This is a genomic window from Colwellia sp. 12G3, from assembly GCF_002836775.1.
Taxonomy (GTDB): domain Bacteria; phylum Pseudomonadota; class Gammaproteobacteria; order Enterobacterales; family Alteromonadaceae; genus Colwellia.
Map to the genome: position 1 here is coordinate 153,651 of NZ_PJAQ01000065.1, position 20,156 is coordinate 173,806.

Consider the following 20,156-nt stretch of genomic DNA (forward strand, 5'->3'; position numbering starts at 1 on the left):
TTTACATTTTTTTGAATTTAATTAATTTTTGTAAAAAAACACATGTATCAACGAAAAAAATCGTACTTTACTTTTTTTAAATACCTACTATGACCTATGGAAATTGCAAGCTACACCCTACAAAAATGGCAAAAGCAACTCTACTAAGTTATTCGTATTTTGTGGCTATTTGTTAGGGCGACGCGGTAAATTACAAAAAATATCCCTTATTTACCTATTGTAATGAAAAATTAGCTGTTCTATAAGTAATTGTCTTAGTTTTTTATACGCTTAAATAAACTATCTAAGCAATAAAATAATAAATAGAAACACATAACTAAAAACAATTAAATATTAGGAAGGTAATAACATGTCAAATACATTCCGTACAGGCACTATAGCGCTAGCTGTAAGCATGGCGTTAGGTACTGTCTCAGCCTATGCTGCTGAAGGTGATAAAACTAAAGCTGAAGATGTTGAAAAAATTGTTGTTGTTGGCTCACGTGGCGCACCACGTTCAGTAAATGATTCTCCAGTACCCATTGATTTAATCGGCAGCGAAGAATTAAAGCGCGGCGGTAATACCAATATGCTTGAGCTATTAAAAGGCACTGTGCCCTCTTTCAACGTTCACGAAAATCCTATTTCAGATGCGGCTAGTTTAGTTAAGCCTGCTAATTTACGTGGCTTATCATCAGACAGTACCTTGATATTGGTCAATGGTAAACGTCGCCATAAAGCATCGGTCATTGCCATGTTAGGTGGCGGCATTAACGATGGCGCGCAAGGCTCTGATATTTCAGTTATCCCTAGCTCTGCTTTAAAGCAAGTTGAAATATTACGTGATGGCGCTGCTGCACAGTATGGCTCTGATGCTATCGCTGGTGTAATGAACTTTGTATTAAGAGATGATGCAGAAGGCGGCTCTTTAACAGCACGTTATGGCTCATATTACGAGGGTGACGGCGATACCATGGAAGTATCAGGTAATGTCGGTATGCCACTTACTAAAGATGGTTTTGTTAATTTGAGTTTTCAATACAAAAACTCTGATGCCACAAGTCGTAGTGTGCAACGCCCTGATGCTCAAGGGCTTATTGATGCAGGTAATACATCAGTATCTTCTTTAGCACAAGTTTGGGGTTCACCTGAAGTCAATGATGATATCACTGTTTTTGCTAACGTAGGTTTAGACTTAGGTGATGATAGTGAAGCTTACATGTTTGGTAACTTCTCAGAGCGTGATGTTCGTGGTGGTTTCTATTACCGTAATCCACATAAGCGTGGCGGTGTTTATTCAAATGACGATGGTGCCTCTTTACTCATTGGTGATATTGCGCAAGCAGGCGGAGCCGATAGAACTTGTCAAGATGTAGCGATTACGAGTGGCAACGTATTAACACAACAAAATTATATCGATAATGTAGCAAACGACCCTAATTGTTTTGCTTTTAACCAATTAGCACCTGGCGGTTTCACTCCTAACTTTGGTGGTAATATCGTTGATACTTCAATCACTATGGGTACTCGTGGTGAATATGATAATGGCGTTATGTATGACTTTAGTGGCTCTGTTGGTATGAATGAATCAAGTTATGTGATTTATAATACAGTGAACTCTTCGCTAGGACTTGAAACACCACGTGATTTTAATCCGGGTAAACATAGACAGCTCGAGAAAACATTTAACATGGATTTCAGTAAAAACGTTGATGTTGATATGTTTGACAACTTAATGGTTGCGGGTGGTTATGAATGGCATGCAGAGTCTTTCGAAGTAACTGCGGGTAATGTTGAGTCATATGAGGCTGGACCATACACAGACCAAGGTTTTGGTATAGGTTCGAATGGTTTCCCTGGCTTTAAACCTTCATCAGCAGGTGTATTCTCTCGTCAAAACTATGCGTTATATGTGGATGTTGAAGCTCAAATTACTCAGGATTTATTAATCGGCACAGCGATTCGTTATGAAGATTATAGTAGTTTTGGTAGTGATACTAACTACAAAATTACAGGCCAATATAACCTCACTGATGATTTTTCATTACGTGGTTCAATCAGCACTGGCTTCCGTGCTCCAACGGTTGGTCAAGCTAACTACTCTAACGTACAAACTGAATTAAAAGAGGGTAAGTTAGTTGATACGGCTTTATTGCCGGCAACTAACCCTATAGCTGTTCAATTAGGCGCTCAAGAGTTAACACCTGAGCAATCAGAAAGCTTTACTTTAGGCGCTGTTTGGAATATTGGTGATGTATTTATTACCCTTGATTATTACAACATTGTTGTTGAAGACCGTGTTTCTAAATCTGATAGCTATACCTTAACTGATGATGATAGAGACGCTTTAAAAGATGCGGGAGTACCAAATGTCGATTCAATTAATGGCGTAAGCTTCTTTACCAATGACTTTGATACCACAACAACTGGTTTTGACTTGATTGGTAACTACGGTACTGAACTATTTGATGGTGATACAACCTTTAGTTTAGCTTATAACTACAACGAAACGAAAGTTGATAAATATACCGACATAACCGGTGATTTTAAAGTATCTCGTTTAGAAAACGATTTACCAAACCATCGTGCAACCGCTACATGGTCACAATCATGGGATCAAGTAAGTTTCTTACTCCGTGGTAACTATTACGGTGAATATCAAGGTGTTCACGTTGATTATGATGCAACGGCTATTACTGGCGATGCAGCAATAACACTTGATGCTGAGGTAAGCTACTTCATCAACGAATCGTTTACGGTTTCTCTTGGTGCACAAAACTTACTTGATCAACAAGCAACAGAGATTGATATCCCAGCTGAGCAGGGTATCCCAAATAATAATTGGGGTGGTAAGTACTATGAAACATCACCATTTGGTTTTAATGGTGGTTTCTATTATGTAAAGGCATCTTATAACTTCTAAGAGTCTTTAATTTAGAGTAAATTTTTGTACAAAATCAATAAAGCCGTAATAAAGAATATTTTATTACGGCTTTATTTTTGGGTAACGATTTTGGATTAACGAGCAATACCAAACGGATTAATGTAAAAATATAACTGACAGTTAACGAAGTGATAAGACATCAATATTTATATCAACATTCCTCGCGAGTATTTTAATAACAAAGAAACATCTAAATAACGATAGGTGTCTTAGCGTGTTATCACAATTAATTGTGTAAACTTGGACACTTTAGCCATACTTTATTCCCCCCCTACTCCCTATACTAGCGCCAATTATTGCTATTCAAGGGGCTTAATATCATGTTTCAAACGTTAAATAAGACACTTTTAACAATTTCTCTTTTACTTTCTAGTTCACTAGCTAGCGCATCGTTGATCACTAATGGCAGCTTTGAAGAATTAATCTTTGCTGACAACTCGTCTTCAAAAGGTAGTGTTCATAAAACTGATTTACAAAATTTTGAAAACAAAAATAGTGCTTGGGATGTTTTTTACACCTTACCTGGTTGGATAACCACAGCTGGTAATGGTATCGAGTTACAAAAAAATGTCGTTACTAATTCTGCCGATGGTCAGCAACATGTTGAACTTGATTCTCACCCTAGTGGTTCATCAAATGCTGTAATGACACAAACACTAGACTCACTCATCATTGGCGCTCAGTATTTATTAGAGTTCTCTTACAAACCCCGTACCAATGAGGTGAACGATAATGGTATTAATGTATTTTGGTATGAAGCTACAACAGATTTCAACCTAAATATGAATGCTGATTTCGCTGTTGATGGGAGGAGTACGCAGACGCCAAACTGGACTGTGCAATCAATTTTTTTAACCGCACAGTCTGACACTATGGACTTAAGCTTTGGCGCCTTTGGTAAACAAAATTCGTTAGGTGGTTTACTTGATAATATCTCGTTAGTACAAATTAGCGATGGCCCTGTAGCCGAAATTCCTGAGCCTTCAGTGTTCGTACTATCATTACTTGGTTTTGCTGCATTAGTTCGCCGTCAGCAGAACATCAAATCAAAATATAACGCTGCTCTTTTGATTACTAATAAATAATTGCCCAATTAAACTTTCTCGGTCAGCCCCCCTCTTTTATAAGAGTGGCTGAGAAAGTTTCCCCAATCAAGACTGAACTGGCAACTATTAAGGTCATTTTCATAACATTAGCTATCAATAAATTATTTACTAGTAAAAAATATTAGCCTTAATCTCACTAAAACCATCAAGGTTTAATACTTCGGCTTTTTGTTCCAATTCACTATAGTCTTTGCGGCCCGTTGCTAGCGCATATAAGCAAGACAGCATAAACAACACTAATTCATCTTGCTTGTTAGCTTTTAGTTCCAACTTACTTACCTTATCTAAGTGATTGAGCTGCTTGATCACACTGGCATCGATATGCCATAAAGATAACATTAAGCTTGAAGCGGCATAGACACTGATATTCATTGAGTCATTAATATGATGGTTAAGTGAGTGTAAATCATCAATACCTTGTAGTGAATGCAACATAAGTTGATGCTTAACAGCATCTTTGTGACACAGTAACAATAGACCTAACAAACCAAAGACCAGTACTTGCTCAATCAGGTCATTATCAAATTTAATAGAAATTCCTGCCGATTTACGCATCAACTGAAAAAATTTTGGTGCTGTCAAAAAAGCATTAGTACATTGATTAATAATATTTTGATCTACATGAGCGACTAGCGCATCTTTAACCGAATATATAACCGCTAAATTCACTACCGTGTTAATACCTAAGCTTCGGCTAACGGCTTCTTGAATATTAATTGGCGTTTTACCGTAAATAGCTTTACTAGCCAACCCCATCAAACGTCCAGTGAAAATAGGATCTTTAGCAACAATTTCAATAACCCGTTGCAGATCCAAACTGTCTTGATCTTTTTCCCCAATAAGTTGTCGGCAGCTATCGGGTAAAGGAGGCAAGTTTTTCGCAATAATACTTAAGTTCTGTTGATTATTTTTATCATTGCCCACCAGAGATAATTCACGAAATTTTGAGGGCGTTATACCAAACTTATGACGAAAAGCACGCTCAAAAGTAGCGCGTTCAGAATAACCTAGTTTCACTACGAGAGTGTCAATACTTACATGCTGAGTCAGTAAGTCGTGAACACACAACTCATTCAAATATTTTTGTTGAATAAGCTTAAATGTTGTATCTTCTTGACTGAGCTTACGTCGAAAAGAGGTCATGCTCATTGTAAGCTCGGCGGCACATTGCTCAATGGTAAGCGTTGCAGGCACAGCACTTTTTGTTAGTAATGAATTGACGGCTTCAGTTAATAATAATATTTTCTTCATGTAAATCGTGACTGTAAATTAGAAAAGTAACAACAGTTTAAATTCTCAATAATTGATTAAATAAGTGCTTAAGAAATCCTATGACTCACTGTGTTAGTAATTATTATCAATTATACAGCTAAACTATTTATTTGTACCTTGTTATCAGGTCTGTTTTTATATGCAAGAAAAAGACAATAAAATAGTGAATATGCCTACTTAGCTAAAGCGGCTAATTCTAAAGTCACGAGGTCTATGCCCTGCTGTGCGATTTTCTTATTCAACTCAGCTTGTTTAGTGCTTAATAATGAAATGCCTTCTACTGTAATATCAAAAGCCTTCCATTGTTTTGTTTTTTTATCTTGTCTCATTTGAAAAACAATATTAATAGTGGGGGCGCCTTGCTCAATAATTTGAGTTTTAATACCAATGATTCTTTTCCCATTGATTGGCTTTTCCGCTTCAAAAACAACTTCTTGGTTCTTATACTTAGATAAAGCAATAGAGTAAGTTCTCACTAAATAATGTCGCATTGCTTTAACAAATTCAGCACGTTGTTCTTTAGATATTGTCTTCAAATGTTTACCCAAAATACGGTATGAAGCGTAGCGATAATCTATGGATGGCATTAACTCTTCTTCCACAATATCACGCATTAAATGTGGAAATTTAGCAATGGCTTGCTGATTAGTCGATATACGGGAAAACAAGTTGGTACCTGCCGTTTTTAAAACCACATAAGGTGAAACACTCTCAGAATAATCAGATGAAGAAAGTGCAGAGTTAGTAGGAACTGTTGCAACTGATGATGCTGCCAATACTTCGGCAGGAAGAGTAGAAATTAAAACCAAAACCAAGACAGTTTTTGTTACTAATGCTCGCATGTGAAAGAAATCCTTAAATAGAGGTACTGTAAACTTGATGAAACATACCGACCAAGCGGTATGGTTAATTATAGCGAGAGAATAGCACCGACCGATCGGTTTGTTAACTATATTAGCAAGAACAAAAAAGTTTACCAAAGTGTAAATAGGAATAAGCGCTTAAGCTGGATGCTGCTAGGCGTTTTAAAATAAAGGTAGGTGATTTAGCAAGGGAAATGAAAACGCTGACATGAACATCTTTATTTTTTCAAGGCCCTAATATAGAGACATAATTCAGCAATAACTTGTTGAAACAATGTTTTATTGCGTGAGCTTTTACTTAAACTGGTAGCGCCATTTAAGGTAGCTACAATAAAATAGCCCACTTGGCTAAACGCTAAATTTTCACGCAAGTCGTCACTTATTTTATCAAGGGCATCAACAATCAACTGATTCAACTGTTCTTGCATAGATAAAATACGCAAACGAAATCCCTCATCAACATTGGCCATTTCTTCACAAAGATTATTAAGCGGGCAACCACAAACCACTTCACTACAAGACATTTGCTCCGTCATTGACATTAAAAAATCACACAAGCCCTCAACGGGATCATCTACACCAAGTGGTGTATGCCATACGTTTAGAAACATCGGGGTGTAAACTTCTTCAAATACAGCGTAACCCAGCTCCATTTTACTAGTGAAGTGATAGTACAGTGCGCCTTTTGATATTTCGCAGCGATTGAGAATAACCGACAAGCTAGTCGCTTTAAAACCATGCTGGTGAATTTCATCGGCAGCCACAGTTAAAATGTTTTGACGGGTTTTCTCTGCATCACTCATGATTATGACTCAATTATTTCACTAAACGGTTTGCTTATCTAAATAATAACCAACCGCTCGGTATGTTGCAAGAGTGGTTATGTAACCAATCAACATATATTTGTTAAGTCTGACAGGAATAGATACCTGCTTTTATCAATATCCCCTCAGATTGAATAATAAATAGCATTAAAATAGTTGATATGAAAACTCGAGTTTCTGTGGCGTTCTCACTAATAATTAACCTTAACAATTAACATATACTGCTCTTTTATCTAGGGTACTTAGCTAGAAAGACTCAATAAAAAGGCTAGAAAGTTCATCTTCCTAGCCTTTATTTAGTCATTGAGGGAGATAACTATTATTTAGAAGTTTCGAATTTCAACGCTATTACTGTTGAAATCGAACTTGTTAATTTTTCCACATTCAGCAATATGGTTACTCGATGCATAAGGAGCATCAACTTGGCTGATATCCCCTTCCCAACCTTGGCCATTTTTAACATACGCCTTAACTTCAAACTTGTTATTGACGGCTTTATTACAATCCATATCAACATCTAACATCCAGTAATGTAGGCCCCAAATATTTAAGGGTTCTTCACCGAAACCATCGGTAGCAACGGTACGAATAGCGCCAAAAGACGATGGCCAAACATTAGTAGTCCAATCAAGAGGAGTACCTTGTGCTTCACTACTTTGACCTGCTTCACTACCATACCAGTCTAAATAACTTTCATTACTCTTCCATGGCGTTGTCGTCGCATTTAATAAATTGTTATGACTGATTGGCATAGCACAATCAAAATTAGACGTTTGACAATTTCTGCCTAAGTTATTATTGGCGTAATCATGATCAATACCACCACGGATAAACATGTCTTGACCACTTTGCGTTTCTGATTGGATAAAGATCACGGTACGTTGCCAATCAGGATCACCTGGATCAACAGTATTTCCAGATATTTTTGCTGCTTGATGAATTGCAAACGCATCCCAAGCACCAACATTAGCATTGATACTACCACCATTGTTCACCGTAATAGTTTCGCCACTACATGATTTAGCATCAGCAGATAATTCACCTTTTAAGACGTTACAATAAGTACCTGACGCCATAGTAGTATTTAGTGTTGCGTTTAAATTACCCTCTTCTTTGTTAATAGCGACAAACCCAGAACTACCACGACCAAAGGCTATTTGATTATTGCCATTATCCCACCAATTAGTGGTGATCCAGTTATCTGCAGTATTGTTTCTAAAATCTACACCACCAGAGATATACGACCATCTGTGTTCACACTTCCAGTCACTACCAAAACATTCTACATTGCCATTGTTATGTACCGGAACACTTGGAGCACCACGGTCAGTATCACCATGAAAGTCATAACTAGACATAACTTTTGGATAACCATACGGATAAGCCAACATAAATACATTGGCTAAATCATATAAACGACCATCTTCAAAAGTAATGACATTTCCTCCCCCGCCATGACCACGCTGATTATCATGGTTATCAACAAAAACTACTGCTGAGCTACTGGATAAAAATCCCCAAGCTTCGCCAAAATTACTGAGTGAAGAAAGGCTGCCATTTTTAAAGATATTACCGAGTTGAGTGGTATATTTAAATTCTGTCACTAAGCCGGTGCTTTGATATTCGCCAGACGAAATAGCTTCACCACCTTGATCAATCACTTCTTGAAAGATTAACGGTGAGCCATTTACTTTAGATAATACTCCTTGAATATCACTTAACGCCATATGCTTGGACGCGTCTAAACGAAAGCCTGTTACACCAATATTTTGTAAATCGTTAAGGTAACCCGCCAACGTTTCTTGCACATAAGATGAGCTAGTATTGAGATCAGTTAAACCTACTAACTCACAGTTTTGAACTTGCCAACGATTGTTATAGTCGGTAATAGCACAAGTATCATGAAAATCTTGTGGTCCAAAGTTAGGGTAGCTTTTGTTGCCATAGTTACTGCCCGCGGTACCGGTTCCACCACCTGCTGCCATATGATTTAAGACAGCATCAACATATATTTCAACCCCTACTGCCTTACAGCGACTAACCATATCGACAAACTGGGCACGGTTACCACCGCGGCTTTCTAGTTGATAACTCACTGGTTGATAACGAGTCCACCATTGACCGCCTTGTATATGTTCATTTGGTGGTGATACTTGCACTGCCGCATAACCTTTAGGCCCTAAATATTCTTCACATTCTTGTGCAATATCTTGCCAATTCCATTCAAATAAGTGAACAAAAGTGGTTGGTTGGGGGACTGCTTGTGCTTGGCAGACAATGCCTAACGCCAAAGCAGTAGTTAACAATGACTTCATTACTTTAGTATTCATTTTTATTTTTATTCCTAATGTAGTGTTAATTTAATGTCAATTAAGTGTTATTTTTTGCTGTTTAAATAACCACATCAGATTGCTATAAATTCAAACAAATGGATATGTAAAAAAAGATGAATACGTATTCAGAAAGTGAGGTATATAAATTAAGTGCTATTGTTATACAAGGAGAATTTTCATTCGAAATTTTAAAAACGGCTATTATTATCTTTAATTCGCCGTGAGAATAAATAGATTAATGTAAGTAAATTAACCTTAGTGTATAAGGAGAACCCTCACTATCTACTAAGGTAAATATAAAAAAGAATGCTAGATTGGAATGAAGCCAGTGACTCATCCCAATCTGATTCTGGTCTTTCTTAGGTGTTAACTGTCACTGCTTGCCATAGCCACGTCATCTTTATTTGATATTTTTTGATACCAAAATGATGCGAGTAAAATAAAGATGCCTATCCCCATAAATAACATAACTTTTTGCCATAACAATGCGTTTGCCGCATCAATCATGGCAAGTTTCACTATGCCTAATAAAATCAGTCCAAAGCTGTATTTTACGGTGGCTATACGCCTATCTTTTAAGAATAAAATCATAGCACCATGCACAGCTAATAACGGCGCAATCAACAAATCTAGGCGATATATCTCAAGTGAAGACAACACGCTTATATAGGTAATTGCAGTAATTGAGTGTAAAAACAAATCACCATTAAGTTTGAGCATCTTATCAAGGATAGACTGCTTAAATCGGTACTGCTTTTGGTATAAGGTTGCAGCCAAGAAGGTAATAGGCACCAATGCATAACTGACTTTATCTTGAATGAGGATCCAAGCGGCAACCAGCAAAATTAAGTTAACTACGGTAATGAAGTATTCATTTCTTTTTAAGTGCTCGGACAGGCTTAAAATATTAAAAGCAGAAGACCAATAGAGTGCCGCACTAATTATTCCATATACAAGACTATTCGTTTGACTACCAATAAATAGGGGTATAGCAAAACCCAAGGTTAGCATTCCCCAGCTACAAACAAATTGATAAATATGCTCTTGAGTTTTGCGATTTAATAAATAGGCCGTTGCGTAATAAGCGCTAAAACCAAACAATGCGATAACACTATTAGTTAGCGATAATTGCTCAATAGCTAAGACCAAAAAGATACTTGCTACCCCAGTTAATACCTTAGCTTCTATAAATAGCAACTTGTGATTCACTTTACGCGCTAACATTAATGCCAATAAGGGTGAAAGCCATAAAAACATAACTGACGCTTCATCAAAACGGTGAATAACAGAGCCTACCCAACAAACAGGAATGAGCAGGTAAAAGAGTATTCTTACCGATTCAGCAAATTGTTTCATGGCACTTTCTTGCTGATATTTTCGATAAAAAGCAGACCATAACCAAAGTTGCGAGAACGCTGAAATTAACGCTATCTTTGCAAAGAGCGGTAACAGGGTAAATCGATAACTATCAACAAACATTGCCCCTTGATAGACATAAAATAGTGGCACGACAATTAATATAGCCGCAAAAATTTCTATCGCTTTATGCTGACAATTTTTAGCTCTAAATAATATAACTAACTGTATCAGGATAACTAAACCGCCCGTCCAGTTTTCTAACCATATAGTGGCGCTGGCAATAACCAAAACAGTAAGCCAAATAACCTCTAATAATTGCAGTAATGGTTTAATTTTCGTTTGAGTTAGTTTATCAAAAGCTTCACTGTTATTAATGAGTCGTTGCCATATTGCGATAATGACAACAATCATCAGTGATAAAACCCAACCATCAATTGATTTTAAGGCAGGTAATGGGAAGTACATAACTAAGGCTGACCATGAGTAAAACAGCGCTATGGCTGTTAATATTTGTCCCTGATGGATAGACGTTGAGAATTTATATCGTCGACCAATAGACAGTAATAATAATCCTTCTACTGCCCACGCTATTCCCCAATAAGCATCACTAATAGCACTAACAATAGTTAATATTGCCCATGAAGCAGAAAGTAAAATGAAGAAAGATGTTAGCTCTCGTTTTACCTTATAAAAGAATACACTTGCTGTGATAGCAATGAAGGTATTTAAAGCAAAAATAATACTTATTTGGGTGCTAAATAATTCAGTTGCTTGCCAGAACAGTAAAATGGTGGCACCTACAAGCGCAGCAAGAAAAACTAAGCTCGGCTTAATGACAGCATCTTCTTTATATAAGCTCGCACAAACGTAAGTAAAAAAGAGCAGGTAAAATAAGTTAACAAGCCAAGCTGACAAAATGATATTTTCAAAACCTAATATCCATTCAAGTGACACTAAGGTAAACGCAAGACTCAAATGAGCAAGCCATGCGCCGACTTGCCGATAAGATAAAATCAAACTGCTGCACACAACAAACGCTAACGAGAGCAAATAGTAAAGTGGCTCAATATTAATCACATTCGAAAGCACTGGCATGGTGGCTATACCTATTATGCCTAATGCGGCAACAACCTTGGTATCTAACCACAGAGCAAGTGCATGACAAACTAAGGCTATAGTTAAATATAAGCTCAACACCGCCAGGTTTGGTATAAGCGCGTAGACACTGCCAGAAAAATAAACAGTACTGTAAGACAGCAATATTCCTAAGGTGACAATCGCGGTAGCAAACTCGCCATAGCGAGTTTTCACTTTCAGACCTATGCCTAACCCCATGACCAAAATGGCCGCAAAGCACATTAATAGTGATTTATAGCCCGCCCCTAATTGATCAATAAGCAGTTGCATTAAATAACCAAAGCCAGCAAGCGTTAAACCTATGCCAACCATGGTAAGGGTGAATATGCCTAACATGCCTCTTTCTTTATAAGACTGATACGCTTTGGTCAACGGAGAAAACCATTCGAAAAATGAAGATAATATCGCTTGAAATAAAACAGTAATGAATGACGGCACCGTAAAAGTTGATGCGGTGCTCTCCCTGCCTGATGAGCATTGAACATTCGTCACATTTTCTTCAGAAACAGCCGTTTTATGAAAAGTTTGTTTAGCTGCTTGTGTTCTTACTGAAGCGAGCTGACCAGTACTCTCCAGCACAAGCTCTGCGCTATGTTCATCAATTTGAGTAATCGCTCGGTGTTGTTGCTCCGCTTGTGTTTCGTCTTGCACAAGCAAGTCATTTAAGCGATTTTCAACAGCAACAAGTCGTTGGCTAAATTGCAGCTTAACAAGCGCTAATTCGGATCTTAGGGCTCTAATGTCTTCATTCATGATTACATCCTGTAACTATGCTTCAAATTTTAAGTTTTTATAACCTCCTAAGATAATGCTATAACCAATTGACTACAATCATTAAGTTATATTTTGATAAGACCTTTCAATATGCCTTCACACTACCGTTACGTGTTTTTTCGAAAGGTTATTGATAAAATATCGATAACCTATGGTATAACGTTTTTAATCCACTCATTTCATAACCTATCATTAAATAGCTTACCACTGCTTTAACAAAGACAAATGAGAAGACTCTTATTTGTCTTTGTCTGCTTTATTCACTTACCATTAAATTAGCTCTTTGCCATTTCAATCAAATAGCCTTTAACATAGTTTTTTAACTTTCGAGATTTTGCTTTTTGGCTCACCTGAGTTAATAATTCTGTATACTTTTTTTGTTCAGAGCGGGCTAATACTTTACAAAAGAAAGCGTATTGTTGTACTTCATCACTCGATAACTCATTGCGTAGATAATTTGCATTAATTTGCTCGACAATTTCCGCCAAAGCATACTCATTAAAATATTCAATATCGATCAAGTTACGGGCCAATTTAGTTTTAAATTCAACATCGCCTGTTTTTAGTTCATCAAGCCATGTACTGCGTATTTTCTCATCGTTAAGTAAATAATCCATTGCGCGTTTATGAATATTCATTGCTATATTTTTACGTAAATACAATCGCCATTTATCAGAATACTTAGTACTCGCTTTACAACGACTTGAGCTATTACTGTCACAGCCAACTTTTTTATAAGACAGCTGATTAAAGGATATTTGTGATTTATCATGCTTAATTTCAAGCACCAACTCATACCCCTTATAGTCATTTAACCAAGCCGTTACCATCGTTGGTGACTTTTCTTTGACTTCCCAGCCTCGTTGCTTAAGTGACTCGATAATTACGGCTTCAGTATCAGTGACATAAGTTTTATTAATCTTAATAGGTTCATCAAACCATGAGCGTTCTGTTGAAAAGGAGTTGCTACTAAAAAATACAAAAATCGACAGTAATAGGGTTTTATAATATTTCATTTTTAATTCCTTAGTGGCTTAATGCATTAATAATGGCGCTACGTAAATCTTTCATGTGACTATAATATTTGCTAGTTTCATTTTTGTAGCAAATACCATCAACATTATTTTGGCATCGATAATCGTCATACGCATCGAGATACTTAAGTTGGATATATTGTTCATCAAATTCAACTTTGGTATAAATTACTGCTTCAGAATAGTCCCAACGAAGTACAAGAAAGTTATCACCATCATCTTCTAATATCCATTTGATACTTTTACTGGTGAGTGCCGCGCTGAGAATAGAAAAACGAACTTCTTCTTGGCTTGATTGATGTTTTATAACCTCATGGGCTGACTTGATATATTTATCTTTAGTCTTTTTTTGTGATTGATCTATGTTAAGTGGTGATATTTCAGCTTGAGTCGATAACGATAGTCCGATTAAAGCTATGATAAAAAGGTTAACAATTTTCATTTACTATTCATCCCTAAGTGTATTTTCGCTTATATATTGTCGTTAGTTAAATTAACAACAAGACGAAAAATGAGGCAAGATAATAACCATTGTAAATATATCGGGTCAAGCAAGGTTTTTTATATGAATAATAGACTTGCCGCTATTTATTAACTAAAACCCTCTCCATATCTCTGCTCTAAAGTCATTCCCTTTTGGTAAAAAGCAATTTTTAATGTCACGGTTCACACCACCGCGAAATAAAAATATTTATAAAATATTCAGCCTTCAACGCGCTAACTGGATCTTAAAAGTTATAACGTTTATATTACCCCAACAAACTGGTACGATGAGTTTGCATTATTCATTCAAAACGATGCAACTCAATTCCTGAATTCAAATACAAAAGTGACTATAAATGAATTTATTATTTAAAAAAGCTTGGATTTTTCGCCTTATTATGAATATCTGGCCGCCCTTATTTTTTGCTGGTATTCGCATCAAGCATATATCAACTGACTTTAAAACCGCTCGTGTTGAATTAACCTTACGTCCGTGGAATAAGAATGCTGTAGGTAGCCATTTTGGTGGTTCTTTATTCGCCATGACCGACCCTTTTTGTATGTTGATGATCCTTGCACAGTTAGGAGATGACTACCTGGTATGGGATAAAGCAGCTGACATTGATTTTATAAAGCCGGGTAAAGGTAAAGTTATTGCAGAATTTTCCATTAACCAAAATCTTATCGACGAGATTATTGCTAATACGGCCAAGGGTGAAAAATACTTACCTCAAATCCCTGTTTATGTGAAAGACGAACAAGGGGATATCGTCGCTAAACTGAATCGTACCTTGTATATTCGTAAAAAGAGACCAAAGAGTATTGAAATGGCAGCCAAGTAGCTGCCACCTGCCTTACCTTAATTATGTTTGCTTTTATGTTGCTTACTTACCGTTACCGCGTGCCTATTTGAAGGCTTATGTGAGGGTTTTTTTACTGGCTTTGATGACTTACTAACCGATGGCTGTCGAGACGAGCTTGATGACGGCTTCGATACTGGCTGTCTATATTCCTGTTTTGACGACGATTTTTTATGTATTGAGTACTGTTTATTACTTGCTTGATGTACGTCCTCTTTCATCGCTTTTTTATCGCTAACTCGCTGTTTATTTTGTTGCTTAATATTTACCGGATATTTATGTTGTACTGGAAATTGATTGGCACGATAATTTTTAGTTTTAGCATTATTACTTGTTGAGTGCCCGCTTTTAATCGCCTTAACCTGCTGATTGTTTTTTATACTATTACTTTTATAACCACTTCTATTGCTTTGCACACTTTTGTTCTGGTGCATACTACTAGGTCGACCGCTATAATATTTTTTCTTTACACTACCACTGCTATAAGCAACACCCCGTCTATGTTTTGGTTGATGATTCCAGCGTTTTGCATGATGACTGTTAACAATTTTTTTTCTTGGATGATAACCATGTCTATTATAGTGACTAACCACTACATGACGGTTATGCCAATGAAAGGCGCTAAAGAAAAATTGACTACTGATATGTACACCATGCCCCCAATAGAAAGGACCATAATATGAGGCATATCGATTAGGATGGTGCCAATAAACAGGTGGATAATGCGACCAATGCCAACGACCATAAACCACACGAGTATCGTAATAGGGTACGTAAATAATCTCTGGCTGCGCGGGCTCAATAATGATCACTTGCTGTTCTTTTATGACTTGAACATTATTCATATTTGCCAAACTACCCGCTTTTTCTGCCTGCTGGCGAAGCGTTTGAATACTGGCAAGCACCCTAGATTCATCTTGTAAAAAAGCATCACCGAGAGTTTGCATCCAGTTAAGATTTTCACTTAATTTAGCCATCACACCAGAAAAAGATAATAATGCTTTAATACTCGCGTCCCATTCTTTGCTCTCTGCCTTATTTTGTAACTGCTCTGCTGTCAGTGTCGAGTGTTTAGTTAGCCAACGTTCAGCCTCAATAACTTCTAAGGGATAAGTAGCGGCAATTAATATATGGGTAAGTAACGTATCAGGATATAAAGCAATAGGTGCTAGCGTTTGTGCAAGCTCGGCTTCAGATAACACCGACTCTGGTTCTTGATATGCTTGCGCTGTAACTGCAGTAGTAAACATCGCAGTTGACAATAAAAACAGTAACAGTGTAGAAAAAATCCGTAATAACATTAGCGGCCTTACCTTTAAGCTGCTTTTTTGTAAGGATATTTGCTTTGAGATGATTTTTTTAAAGCTCTTTTGACAAGGCCATTGATGAGTATTCATAAGCTTACCTTTATTCATTATTAATCTTATTAAATAGAATAAGCTTCTGTAGCTGAACCAATGCTGAACAAAAGTCGAAATAAAGTTAATTTGGGGTGCATCTAAAAATGGATAACACTATCCTCATTTAAACGCTTATCTATAATATTAAGATAAACAGTCGCTTCTGGGACATTGTAGTGATATTCAAGACATTAACAGTTAAATACCTAGGCTGTATTTAACTTTTATTTTATAGGTATCGCGCTAATAATGAAAAATTGGTGGCTAAAATGTTTAGAAATTAAACAAGTGTAATAACCATTTTTAAATCAACGATTAATACGTCTAGACTGCGCAAGTCTAGACGATTATAATCGCGCCATCCTAAATAATTAACATTATTTATTTAGAATACTAACTAAAAACATTATCTTTACTCATTATTTTAACTCTATTTACCGCTCCTGCTGCATTTATATAAAAACCTGAATAGGCTAAAAATGTAAGCCCAAAACAGGTGTAGCAAGCGAGTATAAAATGGCGAATGAGGCTGAAAAGTTAGTGGTTATTCTTAATCACATCACACGCAAAATCTACACTCATGAATCACTTATTTAAGGAAAAAAATGAAAAATTTTACTATCCCCCTAATTACTTGTCTAGCCTTAAGCGCTTGTACTACTTTTGACCCATATACAGGTGAACAAGAAGTCAGTAATACCGCTAAAGGCGCTGGTATTGGAGCGGGTGTTGCAGCAGTGGCGGCTTATTTAGCCAACAAAAATGAAGATGATATAAGTAAAAGAAATCAGCGAATTTTAAAAGCTGCTGCAGGAGGCGCTGCGATTGGCGGTGGTATTGGTTATTATATGGATACCCAAGAAGCTAAACTAAGAAAGCAATTACGTGGTTCTGGCGTCAGCGTTGAACGTGAAGGTGATAACATCAACTTAATTATGCCTGGCAATATCACCTTTGCTTCAGGTAATGCCAATATTGAGCAAAGCTTTTTATCTGTGTTAGATTCAGTGGTTTTAGTCTTAAAAGAATTCGACAAAACCTTAATAGTAGTTGCAGGTCATACCGATAGTTCAGGCTCTGATGCACTTAACCAGAGTTTGTCAGAACGCCGCGCACAATCGGTTTCTAACAATCTAAAAACCGCTGGTGTGATCACAGATAGAATAGAAGTTGTTGGTTTTGGTGAAACTCAGCCAGTTGCGAGTAATAAAACTCAGGCTGGTAAAGAGCTTAATCGAAGAGTAGAGATTACTCTGCTTCCAATTACAGAGTAACTTAGTATGAAATATTTACTTTTGATTTTAATGACTTTTGTACTAACAGCATGTCAAACCGCAACAGAGCTGAGAAATGCATCGGCAAAAGGTTTAGCTAATAGTTATTCTTGTGGACAAATAAACGCGGCTCTTACAGCTTATGAGACAGACAAAAGTTCTTTTATGGCGCTTCAGCAAATTGCCACTATGTCAGGACTAGTAATTGAGCAAAGTTCACAAACGGATGCTAGCTCATATTACGACAATGTAAAATCAGCGGCCAGTATTGCGCTGCTTGTTCAGGGTTGCCCTGCTAGAGCTTAGAATGATTAAATTCAAATAATTTATTAGAAAGCTCCTCATATTTATATGCAGGGGCTTTTTTATTGTCGTTATTATTACCACGAAAATAAAACTTACTCACTGCTATTTAGAGCTAAATGATAGCTGAAATTGCGCGCCACCTAAATTTGCAGAACATCCTATACTCAATTCGCCCTGATAACTTTCAACCAAATCACGCACTATAGCTAAACCAACACCGTGCCCTTCTTGATAAGTGTCGGCTCGGACTCCACGTTCCAGTATACGCTGGACTTCTTGCTCTTTGATACCAACACCATCATCTTCAACGTTTATAATTAGGGTTTTATCTTGTTGTCTGATACTTAATGAAATTTTACTTTTAGCTGCCTTATATGCATTATCAAGTAAATTACCTAACAATTCTAACAAGTCAGCTTCATCGCCTTTAAAGCTTAACTTTTGAGTTAAATTCACAGTGACTTGTTTTTGCTGCCCTTGATAAATTTTGGCAAGAGTATTAAGTAATTTTTCAACCACAGGCGCTATGTCAATACCAATTAACCATGAAGAATTTCCAGCACTTTGTGCGCGCTTTAGTTGATGATCTATAGTTGAGTTAATTCGACTTATCTGTTCTTGATTAACCGCTGATATATCACTTTGCGCCTGCAATACCGCCAGTGGTGTTTTCAAACTATGGGCAAGATCAGATAACGCATTACGATAGCGTTGTCGCTGTTTTTGTTCTGTGTCTAATAACTGATTCAATTGAGACGTTAATTGCGATAACTCTTTAGGATATATACTGGTTAAGCGTTGTGCTTTGCCTTGTTCAATGGCTTTCACTTCTTTTTCTAAGGTAGACAAAGGTTTTAATGTCCACAATAACCAAGCCAACTGCAGTAATAAAATAATCACCATTAACATCGATAAACCAAACCAAAGTTGCTGTTTAAAATCAGCCATGAACGCTAAGAAGGTTTGTTTATCTTTAACGATATGCACTGTCATTGGAAAGTTTTGTTCCCCTTCATTAAAACTAATCGCATAACTATAAATAAAGTGTTCAAAGCCATCTATTTCAATCGTACTAAAGGCAGTATCACCCGTGGTGAGCAACGCTAACTGCTCAGGCAATTGTTTAGGTAGGCTAAGAGTAAGTAAAGACTGTGACCGCCATAATGAATTCGTTTTTAATTTGCTCTGCTGTGAAATAAAGGCATATAAACCTGAGCTACTGACATTAAACTGATTTTCTATTAATCCCTCAGGCATTACTAAGCTGCCTTGCTCTACTTCTGCCACGGCTAAAATAGAATAACTGTAAGCACTCAGCTCATTCTCAATGCTGCGCACCATGTGTTTTTCAAATGAATTCATAATAATAACGGCTATAACCGGTAAAATTATAATGACCATCGCTAATATACTAACCATCAAACGGAGTTTGAGGGAATTCAAAAAAGAGCGAGAAAGTACAATAAAGAAATGATTCAAAAGTAAACCTAGTTGGAGAAATTAACTAAACGATAGCCTTGGCCTCGCTTAGTTTCGATAAAATTGTGTTTACTGTCCGGATCGAGTTTTTTTCTCAAACGCCTAATAAAAACTTCAATCACATTAGAGTCTAAATCAAAGTCTTGATCATAAATGTGCTCTGTTAACGTGGTTTTTGAAATAACTTCTCCCATGTGTAACATCAAATATTTAAACACCTTAAATTCATGGGCACTTAAACTAACACTATGCTGTTCAACTAAAACCTCTGATGTTGCGGTATCTAAACTAAACGGGCCATTACTGATCAACGCACTCGCTTTGCCTGCACTACGTCTTATTAACGCATTTAAACGTGAACTGAGTTCTTCAACATGAAAAGGTTTAGTTAGGTAATCATCTGCTCCTGCATCTAACCCGGCAACTTTATCTTGCCAGCTATCACGTGCAGTTAGAATTAATATAGGAAAGTCTCGTCCATTTTCTCTTAACCTTTTAACGACGGTAGAGCCATCAATTTTAGGTAAACCTAAATCGATTACGGCAATATCATAATCATGTTCAAGACCTTGAAATAAAGCAATTTCACCATCACTGGCAACATCAACTGAATAGTTTTGTAACAGTAATTGTTGTTGAAGTTCTTTTTGTAAGGCCTGATCGTCTTCAACTAAAAGTAAGCGCATAGCTGTTTCCCTTTTTGTTAGTACCTTGCACGATAATTATTTC

At 36.8% G+C, this 20,156-nt stretch carries 15 protein-coding genes; 5 read left to right on the forward strand and 10 right to left on the reverse strand.

Features of this window, described 5'->3' with window-relative positions; all coding sequences use genetic code 11:
- Positions 1–349 precede the first annotated feature (349 nt).
- Both CXF71_RS13790 and CXF71_RS13795 read left to right on the forward strand, forming a co-directional pair.
- Positions 350–2,902: a TonB-dependent receptor plug domain-containing protein gene (locus CXF71_RS13790; RefSeq protein ID WP_101233535.1), complete on the forward strand. Its 2,553-nt coding sequence runs from the start codon at positions 350–352 to the stop codon at positions 2,900–2,902.
- Between the two features lie 341 nt (positions 2,903–3,243).
- Positions 3,244–4,008, forward strand: a complete 765-nt coding sequence (locus tag CXF71_RS13795) for a hypothetical protein (RefSeq protein WP_101233536.1) — start codon at positions 3,244–3,246, stop codon at positions 4,006–4,008.
- Positions 4,009–4,137: 129 nt separating this feature from the next.
- On the opposite strand, the gene CXF71_RS13800 is transcribed toward CXF71_RS13795, so the two are convergent.
- The 7 genes from CXF71_RS13800 to CXF71_RS13830 form a co-directional block, all read right to left on the reverse strand.
- Positions 4,138–5,280, reverse strand: a complete 1,143-nt coding sequence (locus tag CXF71_RS13800; protein WP_101233537.1) for a helix-turn-helix domain-containing protein — start codon at positions 5,278–5,280, stop codon at positions 4,138–4,140.
- Positions 5,281–5,474: 194 nt separating this feature from the next.
- The gene (locus tag CXF71_RS13805; protein WP_101233538.1) at positions 5,475–6,143 is read right to left on the reverse strand and encodes an MlaC/ttg2D family ABC transporter substrate-binding protein; all 669 of its coding nucleotides are present in this window, start codon (positions 6,141–6,143) and stop codon (positions 5,475–5,477) included.
- Between the two features lie 239 nt (positions 6,144–6,382).
- Positions 6,383–6,967, reverse strand: a complete 585-nt coding sequence (locus CXF71_RS13810; RefSeq protein WP_101233539.1) for a TetR/AcrR family transcriptional regulator — start codon at positions 6,965–6,967, stop codon at positions 6,383–6,385.
- A gap of 344 nt (positions 6,968–7,311) precedes the next feature.
- Positions 7,312–9,318, reverse strand: a complete 2,007-nt coding sequence (locus CXF71_RS13815; protein ID WP_101233540.1) for an alpha-amylase — start codon at positions 9,316–9,318, stop codon at positions 7,312–7,314.
- A 369-nt stretch (positions 9,319–9,687) separates the two neighbouring features.
- Positions 9,688–12,570, reverse strand: coding sequence for a DUF2339 domain-containing protein (locus tag CXF71_RS13820; RefSeq protein WP_101233541.1), 2,883 nt, complete (start codon positions 12,568–12,570; stop codon positions 9,688–9,690).
- 296 nt (positions 12,571–12,866) lie between these two features.
- Positions 12,867–13,607 (reverse strand): hypothetical protein, encoded by a 741-nt coding sequence (locus CXF71_RS13825; RefSeq protein WP_101233542.1) that lies wholly within the window; start codon positions 13,605–13,607, stop codon positions 12,867–12,869.
- Positions 13,608–13,617: 10 nt separating this feature from the next.
- Positions 13,618–14,067 carry a hypothetical protein gene (locus CXF71_RS13830; protein ID WP_101233543.1) on the reverse strand — a complete coding sequence of 150 codons (450 nt, stop codon included), beginning with the start codon at positions 14,065–14,067 and terminating at the stop codon, positions 13,618–13,620.
- 397 nt (positions 14,068–14,464) lie between these two features.
- Here CXF71_RS13830 and CXF71_RS13835 point away from each other — a divergent pair, with 397 nt between their 5' ends.
- A complete protein-coding gene (locus CXF71_RS13835; protein ID WP_101233544.1) occupies positions 14,465–14,950 on the forward strand; it encodes a DUF4442 domain-containing protein in 486 nt (161 codons plus the stop codon).
- A gap of 17 nt (positions 14,951–14,967) precedes the next feature.
- Here the strand turns inward: CXF71_RS13835 and CXF71_RS13840 are convergent, their stop codons facing one another.
- Positions 14,968–16,365 carry a DUF3300 domain-containing protein gene (locus tag CXF71_RS13840; protein ID WP_232771480.1) on the reverse strand — a complete coding sequence of 466 codons (1,398 nt, stop codon included), beginning with the start codon at positions 16,363–16,365 and terminating at the stop codon, positions 14,968–14,970.
- A 608-nt stretch (positions 16,366–16,973) separates the two neighbouring features.
- Here CXF71_RS13840 and CXF71_RS13845 point away from each other — a divergent pair.
- Both CXF71_RS13845 and CXF71_RS13850 read left to right on the forward strand, forming a co-directional pair.
- Positions 16,974–17,642 carry an OmpA family protein gene (locus CXF71_RS13845; RefSeq protein WP_101233545.1) on the forward strand — a complete coding sequence of 223 codons (669 nt, stop codon included), beginning with the start codon at positions 16,974–16,976 and terminating at the stop codon, positions 17,640–17,642.
- 6 nt (positions 17,643–17,648) lie between these two features.
- Complete coding sequence (locus CXF71_RS13850) at positions 17,649–17,948, forward strand: hypothetical protein (protein WP_101233546.1); 300 nt, start codon at positions 17,649–17,651, stop codon at positions 17,946–17,948.
- 102 nt (positions 17,949–18,050) lie between these two features.
- Here the strand turns inward: CXF71_RS13850 and CXF71_RS13855 are convergent, their stop codons facing one another.
- Both CXF71_RS13855 and CXF71_RS13860 read right to left on the reverse strand, forming a co-directional pair.
- Positions 18,051–19,367 (reverse strand): ATP-binding protein, encoded by a 1,317-nt coding sequence (locus CXF71_RS13855; RefSeq protein WP_101233547.1) that lies wholly within the window; start codon positions 19,365–19,367, stop codon positions 18,051–18,053.
- Between the two features lie 68 nt (positions 19,368–19,435).
- Entirely contained in the window at positions 19,436–20,113 is a 678-nt protein-coding gene (locus tag CXF71_RS13860; protein ID WP_101233548.1) for a response regulator transcription factor, read from the reverse strand.
- Positions 20,114–20,156 lie beyond the last annotated feature (43 nt).